18 protein-coding genes and 1 riboswitch are annotated in these 14,044 nt (G+C 67.7%); of the genes, 8 read left to right on the top strand and 10 right to left on the bottom strand.

Annotated elements, in window-relative coordinates; translation table 11 throughout:
• Positions 1-33: 33 nt before the first annotated feature.
• Positions 34-177: a hypothetical protein gene (locus BLV94_RS49635; protein ID WP_167372177.1), complete on the bottom strand. Its 144-nt coding sequence runs from the start codon at positions 175-177 to the stop codon at positions 34-36.
• 83 nt (positions 178-260) lie between these two features.
• Positions 261-404, bottom strand: a complete 144-nt coding sequence (locus BLV94_RS49630) for a hypothetical protein (protein ID WP_167372176.1) — start codon at positions 402-404, stop codon at positions 261-263.
• 224 nt (positions 405-628) lie between these two features.
• Here BLV94_RS49630 and BLV94_RS21175 point away from each other — a divergent pair, with 224 nt between their 5' ends.
• Entirely contained in the window at positions 629-955 is a 327-nt protein-coding gene (locus BLV94_RS21175; protein ID WP_083395631.1) for a MerR family transcriptional regulator, read from the top strand.
• A gap of 11 nt (positions 956-966) precedes the next feature.
• Here the strand turns inward: BLV94_RS21175 and BLV94_RS21170 are convergent, their stop codons facing one another.
• Positions 967-1,350, bottom strand: coding sequence for a hypothetical protein (locus BLV94_RS21170; RefSeq protein ID WP_072942853.1), 384 nt, complete (start codon positions 1,348-1,350; stop codon positions 967-969).
• A 241-nt stretch (positions 1,351-1,591) separates the two neighbouring features.
• Here BLV94_RS21170 and BLV94_RS21165 point away from each other — a divergent pair, with 241 nt between their 5' ends.
• Both BLV94_RS21165 and BLV94_RS21160 read left to right on the top strand, forming a co-directional pair.
• Complete coding sequence (locus BLV94_RS21165; RefSeq protein WP_072942855.1) at positions 1,592-1,894, top strand: MerR family transcriptional regulator; 303 nt, start codon at positions 1,592-1,594, stop codon at positions 1,892-1,894.
• 90 nt (positions 1,895-1,984) lie between these two features.
• Positions 1,985-2,215: a hypothetical protein gene (locus BLV94_RS21160; RefSeq protein ID WP_072942857.1), complete on the top strand. Its 231-nt coding sequence runs from the start codon at positions 1,985-1,987 to the stop codon at positions 2,213-2,215.
• 15 nt (positions 2,216-2,230) lie between these two features.
• Here the strand turns inward: BLV94_RS21160 and BLV94_RS21155 are convergent, their stop codons facing one another.
• The 4 genes from BLV94_RS21155 to BLV94_RS21140 all read right to left on the bottom strand — a co-directional run bounded on the left by BLV94_RS21155 (position 2,231) and on the right by BLV94_RS21140 (position 5,043).
• Positions 2,231-3,394, bottom strand: coding sequence for an epoxide hydrolase family protein (locus tag BLV94_RS21155; RefSeq protein WP_072942859.1), 1,164 nt, complete (start codon positions 3,392-3,394; stop codon positions 2,231-2,233).
• A gap of 55 nt (positions 3,395-3,449) precedes the next feature.
• The gene (locus BLV94_RS21150; RefSeq protein ID WP_072942861.1) at positions 3,450-3,800 is read right to left on the bottom strand and encodes a hypothetical protein; all 351 of its coding nucleotides are present in this window, start codon (positions 3,798-3,800) and stop codon (positions 3,450-3,452) included.
• A 73-nt stretch (positions 3,801-3,873) separates the two neighbouring features.
• A complete protein-coding gene (locus BLV94_RS21145) occupies positions 3,874-4,680 on the bottom strand; it encodes an ABC transporter (protein ID WP_072942863.1) in 807 nt (268 codons plus the stop codon).
• A 48-nt stretch (positions 4,681-4,728) separates the two neighbouring features.
• Positions 4,729-5,043 (bottom strand): DMT family transporter, encoded by a 315-nt coding sequence (locus BLV94_RS21140; RefSeq protein WP_072942865.1) that lies wholly within the window; start codon positions 5,041-5,043, stop codon positions 4,729-4,731.
• A gap of 10 nt (positions 5,044-5,053) precedes the next feature.
• A riboswitch (guanidine-III (ykkC-III) riboswitch) is annotated at positions 5,054-5,115 on the bottom strand.
• A gap of 772 nt (positions 5,116-5,887) precedes the next feature.
• Here BLV94_RS21140 and BLV94_RS21135 point away from each other — a divergent pair.
• On the top strand, positions 5,888-6,604 hold the full coding sequence (locus BLV94_RS21135; protein WP_167372175.1) for a response regulator transcription factor: 717 nt from the start codon (positions 5,888-5,890) through the stop codon (positions 6,602-6,604).
• Between the two features lie 80 nt (positions 6,605-6,684).
• Positions 6,685-8,067, top strand: a complete 1,383-nt coding sequence (locus BLV94_RS21130; RefSeq protein ID WP_072943153.1) for a sensor histidine kinase — start codon at positions 6,685-6,687, stop codon at positions 8,065-8,067.
• 3 nt (positions 8,068-8,070) lie between these two features.
• Here BLV94_RS21130 and BLV94_RS21125 read toward each other — a convergent pair whose 3' ends face one another.
• Positions 8,071-8,496, bottom strand: a complete 426-nt coding sequence (locus tag BLV94_RS21125; RefSeq protein WP_174705505.1) for an HIT family protein — start codon at positions 8,494-8,496, stop codon at positions 8,071-8,073.
• Between the two features lie 140 nt (positions 8,497-8,636).
• Here BLV94_RS21125 and BLV94_RS21120 point away from each other — a divergent pair, with 140 nt between their 5' ends.
• Complete coding sequence (locus BLV94_RS21120) at positions 8,637-9,890, top strand: bifunctional glycosyltransferase family 2/GtrA family protein (RefSeq protein WP_072942871.1); 1,254 nt, start codon at positions 8,637-8,639, stop codon at positions 9,888-9,890.
• Complete coding sequence (locus BLV94_RS21115; RefSeq protein ID WP_072942872.1) at positions 9,887-11,968, top strand: ArnT family glycosyltransferase; 2,082 nt, start codon at positions 9,887-9,889, stop codon at positions 11,966-11,968. Before BLV94_RS21120 ends, BLV94_RS21115 begins: the two co-directional genes overlap by 4 nt.
• A 59-nt stretch (positions 11,969-12,027) precedes the next feature.
• Here the strand turns inward: BLV94_RS21115 and BLV94_RS21110 are convergent, their stop codons facing one another.
• Positions 12,028-12,426 carry a hypothetical protein gene (locus BLV94_RS21110; protein WP_072942873.1) on the bottom strand — a complete coding sequence of 133 codons (399 nt, stop codon included), beginning with the start codon at positions 12,424-12,426 and terminating at the stop codon, positions 12,028-12,030.
• Positions 12,410-12,796 carry a hypothetical protein gene (locus BLV94_RS21105; protein ID WP_072942874.1) on the bottom strand — a complete coding sequence of 129 codons (387 nt, stop codon included), beginning with the start codon at positions 12,794-12,796 and terminating at the stop codon, positions 12,410-12,412. The genes BLV94_RS21110 and BLV94_RS21105 overlap by 17 nt, the downstream gene beginning before the upstream one ends.
• Before the next feature lie 101 nt (positions 12,797-12,897).
• Here BLV94_RS21105 and BLV94_RS21100 point away from each other — a divergent pair, with 101 nt between their 5' ends.
• The gene (locus BLV94_RS21100; RefSeq protein WP_072942875.1) at positions 12,898-14,037 is read left to right on the top strand and encodes an acyl-CoA dehydrogenase family protein; all 1,140 of its coding nucleotides are present in this window, start codon (positions 12,898-12,900) and stop codon (positions 14,035-14,037) included.
• Positions 14,038-14,044: the final 7 nt, after the last annotated feature.

The following is a 14,044-nucleotide window of genomic DNA, read 5'->3' as shown; positions in this document are numbered from 1 at the left end:
TTCTCTGACCTGCCGGCATCGGCGATGGCGTCGCTATTCGACGAGTGCGGGGGACGTGTCTGCGGCCTCGTCGGCGAACATCGCCTCGATCCGGGCCTTGATTTCCTCGGTGCTCATCGTGGCTCCGCCGCGCGTGGTGCTGGTGGCGGAAGCGTGGAATGCGGAGCTGGCGGGCATGAGGGCTGCGTCCTGTCGTGTGCGAAGAGTCTGTGTCTGGGTCTGTGTCGGTGTCGAACGGGTGCGGGTGTCGGGGTGTCCGGTCACGTCGGCAGGGACGAGAGGAGAGTGAGCGCGCTGAGCGCCAGCGTGGCGATCAGGCCGCCGGCGATCGCTCCGCCGCTGCCTGCACCGAGAACGAGGACCTCCCCGTCGTGGGGAGTGCTCTGAGGGTCGTGGGTGGTCATCTGCGGTTCTCCTTCGTGCGGCCTCGTCGTGAGAACTAATCTGCGTTGAAGAATATAGATTTGTTCTACAGCGGTCGGACGGGAAGTTCAAGCCGAATCGGCAAGATTGCTGGTCCAGCCCCGCGGGGGTGTGGGCATTCCGGAGCGAACCTGCGCGCCCCGCGGCATATTGTGTCCACCGGCGCTTGCTAAGGTTGATGTGCCCTGAGAAGAAGGGAGACCCGGTGACGTCCTCTCATATGCCGCTTCGTTCGCAGCGGGGTGTATACGGGATCTCGGTAACGTCGGAACTGACGGGTATCGGACCACAGACGCTGCGCCTGTACGAGCGGCGCGGGTTGATCACACCGACTCGCACGGGCGGTGGCACACGCCGGTACAGCGAGGACGATGTCGCGCGCCTCCAGAAGATCACCGAACTCGTCGCCGCAGGAGTCAATCTCATCGGCATCGGCCAGATCCTTCGGCTCGAGGCCGAGAACGCGGTCCTCGCGGCGCGGAACGCCGAACTCGAGCAACTCGTCCGATCCGAGGTCCCGGACCGCGCCTGAGCGGCGCCGGATCAGCTCGCAGACTGGTCGTTCGTGGGGTTGAACTCGTCGAACGACGCGTCGGCCGACTGCCATTTACCTTCGGCCCGGATGTCGGCGAACGCGAGGTCGAATGCGTCGACCAGCCACGCGTGCCCGGCGGTGGCCAGCAATTCGTCGGACGTGCCGTCGGCGGCGCCCTGGAACAGGCTGACCCTCCACTCGGACGCGTCCTCGACGGCGTCGGTCAGTCCGTCGGTGGCATTCGACGCGAGAAGGTACCGGTTGAACTCGAAGTCGACCCGGATCGCGTAGCCCGCACCGGTGTTGACCACGTTGGCCGGTCGCTGCGTGGCCGCGGCGAGCGCCGTGAGGGCGTCGCGGTAGCGATCTGCGTGTTCCTGAGTACGGGGCACCGTCTTCTCGTCTCTCGCACAGAGGCCGCGGCGCTCACGGCCACGACACCTCGACGAATCCGTCCGGGGTCGGTGGCGGTTCGTGTTCGGTTCGGGTCCGAGATTACGTGACCCGATGGTCGTCTTGGCGGCCGCCGGCCAGGCATGACGGGTCCGAGATGCAAAATCTGTATTTACGAATGCAGATTCATTTCATTTGCGTGTTAATATCAGGTGTTCCTTAAGCAGAAGGGAGCCTGTTATGACCATCGACGTCCTGCCCCGCTCACGTCGCGGGGTCTACGGAATTGCGGTGACGTCGGAGTTGACGGGCATCGGCCCGCAGACTCTCCGCCTGTACGAGCGGCGGGGGTTGCTCACCCCCGCCCGGACCAGCGGCGGCACCCGCAGATACAGCGACGACGACCTGATCAGGCTGGCACGCATCGCTCAGCTCATGGACGACGGTGTGAACGTCGCCGGCATTCGGCGCATCCTCGCGCTCGAATCCGAGAACGCCGAACTGGCGTCCCGGCTGGACGGGCCGGGCCGCACGCCCGGATAGTGATCCACCACTGCGCCGGGGAGGTGAACTCTGTACCCGCCAGGGCTCCGACTCTGGCCCCGCATTCGACTCCAGACGGGACAAAGAATCATGACCCTCACGGCCCACAATGCATTCCGCACGCACAGTGCCCGGCACGCGAAGGACCGGCAGGCAGAGCCCGACCGCCGCTTCTCGCTCGGAACCGCGCTCGTCGCCGCCCTCGTCGCGGCGGCGCCGGCAATGGCCGTGACCGGTTCGGTGGTCCTCGCGGCCGCCACCGCCGGATCCGTTCTCGTCGGCGTGCTGCTTGCCGCCTTCCTCATCTCGAGCCTGATCTGACCGCTCCGGATCCGCTCAGCGAAGTCCGGCGAAGAAGTCCCGGATGTCCGCAGTCAGGGTCGCGGGCTCCTCGAGTGCGGCGAAGTGGCCGCCGCGATCCTCGACGTCGGTCCACCGCGTGATCGCATGCTCCCGCTCCGCGTAGCGGCGGATGCCGACGTCGTGGGCGAAGACGATGACGGCGGTCGGGATGCCGGACACGGAATTGGCGGTGCCCCAAGAAGATTCCTGCATGTAGCCGACGTACGCGGCCGAGGACGCGGTGTCGGTCAGCCAGTACAACATGACGTTGGTGAGCAGGCGGTCGATGCCGACGACGTCGTGGGGGAGCGCCTCCCGCGGATGCGTCCACTCGCGGAACTTGTCGACGATCCAAGCGAGCTGACCGACCGGTGAATCGGCGAGCGCGGCACCGAGCGTCGCAGGTCGCGTCGACTGGATGGAGATGTAGCCGAACTCGTCGGTCAGGAACCGCAACACCCGGTCCAGGCGGTCCCGCTCCAGCGGTGTCAGGCTCGCCCGCTCCGCCTCGTCCACGTCGTGGACGGGAACCCCGATGTTGCCGTTGAGGTGCACCCCGGCCACCGCGTCCCGGGCGATGCGGGCGACCTCGGGCGAGACGCCCGCGCCGATGTCGCCGCCCTGGACCCCGTAACGGTCGTATCCGAGCCGGCTCATCAGCTCCGCCCACGCCCCGGCGATCCGGTGGATGTTCCAGCCCGATTCGCGGACCGGTCCCGAGAATCCGAATCCGGGCAGCGACGGCACCACCACGTGGAATGCGTCCGCGGGGTTGCCACCGTGCGCCACGGGGTCGGTGAGGGGCCCGATCACGTCGAGGAACTCGACGAACGAACCCGGCCAGCCGTGGGTGAGGACCAGGGGCAGTGCGTCCGGTTCGGGTGAGCGGACGTGCAGAAAGTGGATGTTCTGCCCGTCGATCTCGGTCACGAACTGCGGGAAGGTGTTGAGCGATTTCTCCTGTGCCCGCCAGTCGAACTCGTCGCGCCAGTACGCGACGAGTTCGACCAGGTAGGACGTGGGCACCCCGGTTTTCCAGTCGTCACCCGGGAGCGGGGTGCCGAACCGGGTCCGCGCGAGTCGTGCGGCGAGATCGTCGAGTTGCGCCTGCGCGATGTCGATGCGAAACGGTCGGATGGACTTCGTCGTGTCGGTCATGCAGACCACGCTACGAAGGATTGAGGACAGTTCCGGTCCTTGATCGAGGGACGGGTCAGCAGGCCCCGGTCTTGGCGGCGTCGTAGGCCTGGATCATCTGATCCTTGCGCTCCTGCGGAGCGTCCTTCCACTCCGCCGTCTCGGCCGACTGGGTGAAGAGGTCGTCGAGGGCCTTCGTGCGGTCGAACGTCTCGCCGCTCTGCTGCGCGCGGGCCTCGGCGCCCTTCGCGTACTGGAGGAGGCCTTTGCACAGGTCCGCGACGGCGGGCAGGCCTGCGGAGGACGCCTCGGTGGCCTCGGTCGTTGCGCTCGCCGTGGACTCGGCGTCGGTGGTGGTCGATTCGGAACTGCACGCCCCGAGCAGCAGGGCGGCCGGGATCAACAGCGCAACGATGGTTCGTGTCATGCGAAATACATACCAGAGGCAGGTGTCGGTCAGTGTCGGCCGGTCGCTCCCAGGCCGTCCCGAGCGGACAGCGTCAGGCGGGGCCGAGGGTGTAGTCGACGCCCGGACGGTCGCCCTTGCCCTTGTTGAGCCAGCGCCCCGGCAACTTGCCCGCCAGTTCACCGAGCGGCCCGACGGCGGCGCTGAGAACCCCCACCGTCTCCTGCAGCAGGTCGACGCTCGCGCTCATCCGCTCGAGGTTGGGCGCCAGCGCCGTCAACGTCTCGGACAGTGCCACGATCTGATCGAGCGGGCCGCCCTCGGCGATGAGGCGTTCGAACGCGCCGCCCTCTGACAGCAGTGTGTCGAGGATGCCGTTCTCGGCGAGCGCCCGATCCACCAGTCCGCCCGGCGCCGTGAGCCGTTCGACCGCGCCGTCCTGCGCAGTCAGCCGTTCGAGGGGTCCCTGCTCGGCGGTGAGACGGTCGAGCAGGCCGTCTTTCGCGAGCAGTCGCTCCAGGGTGCCGTCCTCGGCGAGGACCCGGTCGAGCGGGCCGTCCTTGGCGAGGACCCGCTCGAGCGGCCCACCCGGCTCGAGCAGTCGTTCGAGGGTGCCGCCCTCCGACGTGAGACGGTCGACGGGGCCGCCCGGGGCGAGGAGACGATCGAGCGGACCGCCCGGCTGGAGGGCCTGCCCGAGCGGCCGGTCGTTGGCCGCCAGCGACGACAGTTGGCTGATCACCTGCAGCGGGCTCCCCTGGGTGCTCATTCCCGTGACCACGCCGGTCCCGGCGACCGCGGTCCGCACCGACACGAGGGCGGCCTCGGCGATACCGAGACCGACATCGGCCGCCGCGAGACCGGCACGCACCGGGAGGGTCATCAACGACACCAGGTTCATGGAGTTACTGTAACCCGCGACACACAATCATCGAGCGTGTCGATCAGGTCAGTGCAGAGCCTTCAGTCCGACGACGCATCCCACGATGCCCAGGATCAGCAGAATCTTCACCGGCGTGGCACTCTCGGCGCCCGTCAGCATCGCGAACCCGACCGTCAGCGCCGCGCCGATGCCGACCCACACCGCGTACGACGTTCCGGTGGGGAGACTGCGCATCGCGTAGGCCAGACCCGCCATGCTGAAGACCAGGGCGACGCCGAAGACGATGCTGGGCCCGAGCTTGCTGAATCCCTCCGACCGGCCGAGGGCGGTGGCCCAGACAGCCTCCAGAACCCCCGACAGCACGAGCACGATCCACGCCATGACAAACCTCCGGGCACCGTCTTGTCGCTGGCCGGGTACGGTGCGCTCGTCCGGATGTCGTGTCGACGAATTCCACGGTACCCAAAGACGCGCTCCGCGCCCGTGAGTGGTGAGCGACTCCACAGGCTCGCTCCGCGCGCACGGCGCGGGAATGCACCGAATATCTCGCAGATCGAGACCTGCTGACTTATTGTCGAGCGCGACAGTGAATTCTGTGCGTATACCACGGAAGATAACGAGGAACATCATGATGCTCGGACTGCTCGCCGCAATCAACAGCGCTTTCACCCTCGGACTCGCCAACACGATCGGCACGTTCGGCGGAGTGGTGCTCAACCTGAACGTCGTCGCCTGAACTTCCTGCCTGTCAAGACAACTCCGGTCGCAACCCCGCCGTCGGCTCGACGGCGGGGTTGTCGCGTTGTGCGGCGACCGTGAGCGCCGGGGCGCGGGAGAGCAACTGTCCCATCCTCGCTCATGCGCCCGGAATTTCATCCTTTTTCGCTCGAGAAGAATGGGTGATTTTATTCAGGGAAATTGCGTGCGCGTGTCGCCACGAATTTGTCGAACGTGACTTAGTGTCATCCGCAACGCGTACGGACAGCGCGCAAACACCCCTTCACCGGGGCGACGATGGAGGTCATGATGCTGGGACTGCTCGGGGCGCTCAACAGTGGTGTCACACTCGGATTGGCCAACACGATCCTGACGTTCGGCGGGGTAGTGTTCAACCTCAATATCGTCGTCAACTGACGATCGGAATCCGTCCGGCCAGGGCCGGCCGCACCGGCTCACAGGAACCTCCCAGGAAACCTACAGCGACGATCCAGCGTCACGAGTGATGATGGGTTGCGTGAATGATAAGCCTGTCGAAGCCCGCGTCCTCGTCGTCGACGACGAACCGAACATCCTCGAGTTGCTCTCCGTGAGTCTCCGATTCCAGGGATTCGAGGTGGCGACGGCGTCGACCGGGGCCGAGGGACTCGACACGGCGCGCACCTTCCGCCCGGACGCCGTCATTCTCGACGTCATGATGCCGGGAATGGACGGGTTCGGCCTGCTCAAGCGGTTGCGCGCCGACGGTGTGGACGCGCCGGTGCTGTTCCTCACCGCGAAGGATGCGGTGGAGGACAAGATCAGCGGCCTGACCCTCGGCGCGGACGACTACGTCACCAAGCCGTTCAGCCTCGAAGAAGTGGTGACCCGGCTTCGCGTCATCCTCCGGCGGGCGGGCAAGGTGTCGGTGGAGGAGCAGTCGGCCCGCATCAAGTTCGCCGACATCGAACTCGACGACGACACGCGGGAGGTCTGGAAGGCGGGCGACCTGGTGTCGCTCTCTCCGACGGAGTTCACGCTGCTGCGGTACTTCATGGTCAACGCCGGCACGGTGCTGAGCAAGCCGCGGATCCTCGACCACGTCTGGAACTACGACTTCGGCGGTGAGGTCGGCGTGGTCGAGTCGTACGTGTCGTACCTGCGCCGGAAGGTCGACACCGGCGAGACCCCGCTGATCCACACCCTCCGCGGCGTCGGCTACGTGATGCGCGAACCGCGGCGATGACCGCGCCCGCGGCTCCCCGGGAGTCGGCCGAGGTGGTCGCCACCGTCCCGAACAGGCCTGCGCGACGGTGGATCCGGGCGATGCCACTGCGCATCACGCTCGTCGGCGCCGTGCTCCTGCTCGCTGCGCTCGGGCTTCTCGCGTCCGGTGTCGCGGTGACGTCGGCGCTCGAGAATTCGCTGACCAACCGCGTCGATCACCAACTCCACGAGGCCGCTCAGGGGTGGGCGAAGCCCGGCAAGTCGCGTCCGCTGCCGCCGCCCGACGAACCGAATCCCGGACGTCCGCCGAGCCCGTTCTACGTCCGCACGACATTGGCCAACGGCACCGTGCTGCGTGAGATCAACGACGAATCCGTCTCGCCCGCACTGCCGGAAGACCCCGCCTCCGTGCCCGTGACGGTCGGCTCGACCGACGGTTCCGACGTGCGGTGGCGGGTGCTGACCACCACCGCGCCGGACGGCATCGAGACGACGGTCGCGATGACGCTCACCGAGAACGACGAAACCGTGAACCGGCTGGCCGTGCTGCAACTCATCATCGGTGTGGTGGTGCTGATCGTGCTCGGAGTGGTCGCGTATTTCGTGGTCCGGCGCAGTCTGCGTCCCCTCGTCGAAGTGGAGGAGACCGCCGCGGCGATCGCGGCGGGAGACCTGCACCGACGCGTCCCGGAACGGGACGACCGTACCGAGATCGGGCGACTGTCTGTGGCGCTCAACGGAATGCTCGCGCAGATCCAGCACGCGTTCGCCGCCACCGAGGCGTCGGAGGAGTCGGCGCGGCGGTCCGAGGAGAAGATGCGGCGATTCGTCGCCGACGCGAGCCACGAACTGCGCACCCCGCTCACCACGATCCGCGGCTTCGCCGAACTGTATCGACAGGGCGCGATGACCGACACCGAAACCCTGATGAGCCGCATCGAAGGGGAAGCGTCGCGGATGGGTCTCCTGGTGGAAGACCTGCTGATGCTCGCCCGGCTCGATGCCCAGCGACCCCTCGAGACCCGGCCCGTCGACCTGCTGTCGGTGGCATCCGACGCCGTGCACGGGGCGCGCGCCGTCGCCCCCGAGCGGTCCATCGCCCTCGACGTCCGCCCCGGACCCGGGACACCGGAGGTGATCGGCGACGAGGCCCGGCTGCGGCAGGTCCTCGGCAACCTGCTCGCCAACGCCGTCAAACACACCCCCGCCACCGCGGACGTGACGGTCCGGCTCGGCACCACCGAGCACAGCGTCGTGCTCGAGGTGGCCGACACCGGACCCGGACTGACCGAGGAAGACGCGGCCCGGGTGTTCGAGAGGTTCTACCGCACCGACGCGTCCCGCACCCGGGAGAGCGGCGGCAGCGGGCTCGGCCTGTCGATCGTCGCGGCCCTGGTCGCCGCCCACCGAGGGTCGGTAACCGTCGACAGCCGGCCCGGCGAAGGTGCCACGTTCCGGGTGGAACTGCCGCGGTCGAGCTGACCGTCAGTCGGGGACGTTGGCCCCGTGGCCGAGTTCGCGCAGCGCCGCCTTGATCTTCGCCTGCGCCTCCTCGAGCGATTCCTGGGACGGATTCTGCTCGGCGTTGCTGATGTTGAAATCGCCGAGATCGTAGGCGGGGAAGACGTGCAGGTGCAGGTGGGGCACCTCGAGGCCGGCGATCAGCAGTCCCGCCCGCGGTGCGTCGAACGCCGGGCGGACGGCCTGCCCGATCGTGCGGGCCACGTCCATGACCTTGTTCCAGACCTCACCGTCGACGTCCTGCCACTGGTCCACCTCCTCGCGCGGCACGACGAGGGTGTGGCCCTGGGTCACGGGGGCGATCGTGAGGAACGCGACGACGTCCTCGTCCTCCCACACGAACCGTCCCGGCAGATCTCCGTTGATGATGGCGCTGAATACAGATCCCATGGCCGCCATTATGCGGCTTCGCCACCCGTGAGTACTTATTAACCTTCCGCGGTTAATAAGTACTCACGGGCGCGAAGCGCACAGGAAACTCCCAGCCTCCGTCCAGAGTGATCGCAGCGTCCGGGCCGAACCTTGGACGCATGACGACGAATTCCCTCTCCCGAGCACCGGGCGCCATGGGACGACTCGAGACCTCCGGAACCTCCGAGACCGCGCCCGTGCTCGACGTTGTCGTGCCGGTCTACAACGAGGAAGCCGGACTCGAACGTTGCGTGCGCCGGCTGCGGCGGCACCTCGACGAGAACGTTCCCTACACCGCCCGCATCACCATCGCCGACAACGCCAGCGTCGACGCCACCCTCGCCGTGGCCCACCGACTGGCCGCCGAGATCGACGGCGTCCGCGTCGTGCACCTCGACGAGAAGGGACGCGGCCGCGCCCTGCGCGCGGTGTGGAGTGCCTCCGACGCCGAGGTGGTGGCGTACATGGACGTCGATCTGTCGACGGACCTCAACGCCCTGATGCCGCTGATCGCACCGCTGCTGTCGGGGCATTCGGACCTCGCGATCGGCTCCCGGCTCGCCCGCTCCTCGCGGGTGGTCCGGGGCCCGAAGCGTGAGTTCATCTCCCGCAGCTACAACCTCATCCTCCGCAGCGCGCTGCACGCGCGGTTCTCCGACGCGCAGTGCGGGTTCAAGGCGATGCGGGCGGACGTCGCGCAGCGTCTGCTGCCGCTGGTCGAGGACACCGGATGGTTCTTCGACACCGAGCTGCTGGTGCTCGCGGAACGCGCAGGCCTGCGCATCCACGAGGTCCCCGTGGACTGGGTCGACGACCCGGATAGTCGCGTCGACATCGTCGCGACCGCTGTCGCCGACCTCAAGGGCGTGTGGCGGGTGGGCCGGGCGCTGTCCACCGGATCGCTGCCGATCGGCAGCTTGCGGGACAGCTTCGGACGCGAGCCGCTGGTGCCCGGGGTTCCCCGCGGCATGGTCGGGCAGTTGGCCCGGTTCGCGGTGATCGGTGTCGCGTCCACCGTCGCGTACGCGCTGCTCTACCTGGTTCTGCATCCGGTCCTGGGCGCGCAGTGGGCCAACGCCGTCTCACTGCTGGTCACGGCCGTGCTCAACACGACCGCGAACCGCGCGTTCACGTTCGGGGTGCGCGGATCCGAAGGCGCCGCCCGGCATCAGATGCAGGGTCTGCTCGTGTTCGCCTTCGGACTGCTGCTCACCAGCGGTTCCCTGTTCGTCCTGCACTCGGCGGCCCCGGACGCGTCCAAGCACGTCGAACTCGCCGTCCTCGTACTCGCCAATCTCGTTGCCACCATCAGTCGTTTCATAGCCCTTCGCTGGGTGTTCCGGAACGCTCGCCCCGAAGGAGTTCACGCATGACGACGACCCTCGAACAACCGAAGGTCGAAACGCCCGAACCTCCTCCGGCCCGGCGGAGGTGGGAGCCCTGGGCGCTCGCCGCACTGCTCGTCGGGACGGCGGTCGCGTACATCTGGGGGCTCGGCGCCTCCGGCTGGGCCAACTCGTTCTATGCCGCCGCGGTGCAGGCCGGTTCGGAGTCGTGGAAGGCGTTCTTCTTCGGGTCCTCCGACGCCGCCAACTCCATCACCGTCGACAAGCCGCCGATGTCGCTGTGGCTGATGTCGCTGTCGGTCCGGATCTTCGGCCTCAGCTCGTGGGCGATGCTGGTGCCGCAGGCCCTGCTCGGCGTCGGTTCCGTCGCGCTGCTGTACGCGACGGTGAAGCGGTGGTTCGGGGCCCCGGCCGGTCTGCTCGCCGGTCTGGTGCTCGCACTGACGCCGATCGCGGTGCTCATGTTCCGGTTCAACAACCCCGACGCGCTGCTGGTGCTGCTGATGATCGCGTCCGTGTGGGCGATGCTGCGTGCCGTGGAGGACGGACGCACCCGGTGGATGGTGCTGACCGGCGTGTTCGTCGGGCTGGGGTTCCTGACCAAGCAGCTTCAGGTGATGCTCGTCGTCCCGCCGCTCGCCCTGACCTACCTCTTCGCGGGACCACCGAAGTTCGGCAAACGCCTCGCCCAGTGCTTCGCCGCGCTCGGCGCGATGATCGTCTCCGCGGGCTGGTGGTTGCTGACCGTCGAGCTGTGGCCGGCGTCGTCGCGGCCCTGGATCGGCGGTTCGCAGAACAACTCGATCCTCGAACTCACCCTGGGCTACAACGGTCTCGGCCGGTTGAACGGTGAGGAGACGGGCAGCGTCACGCCCGGTGGCGGCGCGCGTGGCGAAGCCGGAGCAGCAATGGGTGACGCCATGGCAGGCGGGGGCTTCCCCGGAGGCGGCCCCGGCGGTGGCGGCGGAATGTGGGGCAGCACCGGCATCACGCGCATGTTCGAGTCGGCTCAGGGCGGTCAGATCGCCTGGCTGATCCCGGCCGCTCTGATTCTGCTCGTCGCCGGTCTCGTAGTGCGTGGCAGGGCGCCACGCACCGACACGCAACGTGCGTCGTTCGTCGTGTGGGGCCTGTGGCTGCTCGTCACCGGGCTGACGTTCAGCTTCATGGCCGGAATCTTCCACGCGTACTACACCGTCGCGCTCGCACCGGCCGTGGCCGCGCTGGTGGCGATCGGTTCTGTGACGCTGTGGCGTCGACGCGACACCCTGTGGGTGCGTGCTGTTCTTGCGGTGACACTGCTGGCCACAGCGGCCATGTCCTGGGTTCTGCTCGGGCGCAGTGCGTCGTTCGTGCCGTGGCTGAAGTGGGCCGTGGTCGTCGCCGGTGTTCTCGCCGCGGTGGCCGTGCTGATCCCGGCGCTGACCCGGGGACGGATCGCGGCCGTCGTCACGCTGGCCGCGCTGTTCACTGGGCTCGCCGGACCGACGGCGTACGCCGTCGACACGATCGCGACGCCGCACACCGGTTCGATCGTCTCGGCCGGACCCACCGTCGAAGGCGGTCGCGGTGGCTTCGGCGGAATGGGTGGCCCCGGTGGCATGGACGGTGCCGGACGCATGGGCGGGCGCACCGACGGCGGCGCCGCGCCCACGATGCCGGGCGGTGCGGCTCCCGGTGCCACCGACGGCGCAACGGCAGGCGCCACCGACGGCATGGGCGGCATGGGAGCCATGGGCGGCGCTGCCGGGGGACTCCTCTCCGGCAGCAACCCCGGCGAGGAACTGGTGTCGCTGCTGGAGCAGGATGCCGGCAACTACACCTGGGTGGCCGCGGCGATCGGTTCCAACAGTGCGTCCGGCTACCAACTCGCCACCGAGGACCCGGTCATGCCGATCGGCGGGTTCAACGGCAGCGATCCGTCACCCACGCTCGAGCAGTTCCAGCAGTACGTGGCGGACGGGAAGATCCACTACTTCATCGCCGGCGGCCGGGGCGGCGGAATGGGTGGCGACGGCACCGCGTCGGAGATCTCCACCTGGGTGCAGGCGAACTTCACCGCAGTCACCGTGGACGGCGTGACCCTGTACGACCTCACGTCCTGACCGAAACCCCCTGTGAGTACTTGTTAACCGCCCGCGGTTAACAAGTACTCACAGGTGTGTCAGAGGGGGAACGAGATCTCGGGCGTGCGGCAGATGAGCAACCTCCGCACGAGCCCGGACTCGTCGAGCTGTGCCGAGGTGTTGAACGACGCCTCGAATTCGCCGTTCCGGGTGGTGCGTCCCAGTGCCAGTTCGACGTCACCCACCCGCGAGCCCGCGAGGATCTCGTGTACCAGCACGCTCTTCTCGCGTTGCTGCAGGTACCCGACGAGACCTGCGCGATCGCCGACGAATTCGGCTGCCTTCCCGCCGCCGGTGGAGAACTGGATCGACATCCGGAAGTCGTCGGTGATCATCGTCAGGACGCGGTCGGGATCGTCCGAATCCATGAACGCGAACCATGCGACCAGCACGGGCGTCGGTGACGTCGTCGGATTCAGGTCAGTCGCGCTTGTCATGTGCCAACTCCCTTGTGAGAATGCTGAATTCCGTGTCGAAGGACACCTTGTACGCGTCGATGGCGCCGTCGGCGCCTAAGTGCATGGCGGCGAGGAAGTAGCCGGTCGTCTTCGTCTCGTTCTCGACGACGGAGCCGTAGGCGAACTGGACGTCGCCGGCGCTGCTCGTCCGGAGCAGCACGTGCCGCCGGTCGACCGGGGGTCGTCCCCGGAGGTAGTCGAGCATGTCGGCGCGGGTGTGGCCGCGACGGACGGTACCGGGAAGAACTATGGCGAACTCGATCGATTCGTCGAGCAGGGCAACCGCGTCTTCGATCCGGCCGCTGTCGAGGATCGCGTAGTACTGCTCGATCACGAGTGCATCGGTCATGAAATGAACTTAGTTCAACATGGGTGGGTCTGTCGAGAGTCCTTGCCGTCTCGTCTTCTGCGAAACTAAACTGAACTCACGTCAATTTATAGGAGAGTTCAATGCAGTCCTCCCATTCCAGCCCTTGGCCCGAGACCGAACCCGCGGCGATGACCCCCGTCGCCGAGCACGAAGACATCCGCGACGTCATACGCCGCCTGCTCGACCGCCACTCGACCCTCGAGGACGGCCGGCTCGTCGCCCGGTCCCCGGTCGGCTATTCCCCCGAGTTGTGGTCGCTGCTCGTCGAGGAGATGAACGTCGCGGCCCTGACGGTGCCGGAGGATCGCGGCGGCCTCGGATACAGCGTGGTCGAACTCGGCATCGTTCTCGAAGAATGCGGGCGCGCGCTGGTCTGCGAACCGGTGCTCACGTCCGCCACGCTGGGAGTGCACGCCCTACTCGCGGCCGAAAGGTCGCAAACAGTAGACGAACTGCTCGACCAGGTCGTCCGGGGCGAACTCGTCGCGACGGTGACGGCCCTGAGTGGGCAGACCGATTTCGTCGACGCCGCGCGCGCCGGCGACCGATGGTCGCTGTCCGGTCGCGCGACGAATGTCGTGCAGGGCGGCGCCGCCGATGTCGTCGTGCTGCTCGCGCACGCCGACGACGGACCCGGCCTCTATGCGGTCGATCTGCGGACCGCGACGGTGCGGCGAACAGAACTTCCGGTGGTCGACCCCAGTCGACGGCAGGCGAATCTGCTCTTCGACGACGCGGAGGCGGTGCGGCTCGCCGGACCCGGTGACGCACCGCGCGCGGTCGAATCGTTGCAGAGTCTCGGAGTGATCGGACTGGCCTGCGAGCACGTCGGCGTGATCGACCGATTACTGGACAGTACACGGGAATACACCATGCAGCGCCGCCAGTTCGGGCGGGCGATCGGCTCCTTCCAGGCTGTCAAGCATCGACTGGCGAACACTCTCGTCGAGCTCGAGAAGGCGCGATCGGCGGCGCGGTACGCGGCCGCGGTGTTCGCGGAAGACCCGGGCGCCGCGGCGCTTCCGGCCGCTGTCGCGGGTGCGGTCTGCACCGAGGCCGTGATCGCCACCGCGATGGAGGCCGTGCAACTTCACGGGGGAGTCGGCTTCACCTGGGAACATGCGACGCACTCCTATGTTCGCCGCGCGCTCGGAGACGAACCGCTGCTGGGGGATTCGCGGGCGCACCGCGGGCGGATCGCGGATCTCGTCGGACTCTGACATCGGG

Origin of the sequence: Rhodococcus koreensis, from assembly GCF_900105905.1 — a bacterium.
In the GTDB taxonomy this organism is placed as follows: domain Bacteria; phylum Actinomycetota; class Actinomycetes; order Mycobacteriales; family Mycobacteriaceae; genus Rhodococcus_F; species Rhodococcus_F koreensis.
Note: the sequence above shows the minus strand (reverse complement) of the source record. Positions and strands in the feature narration are given on the sequence as shown.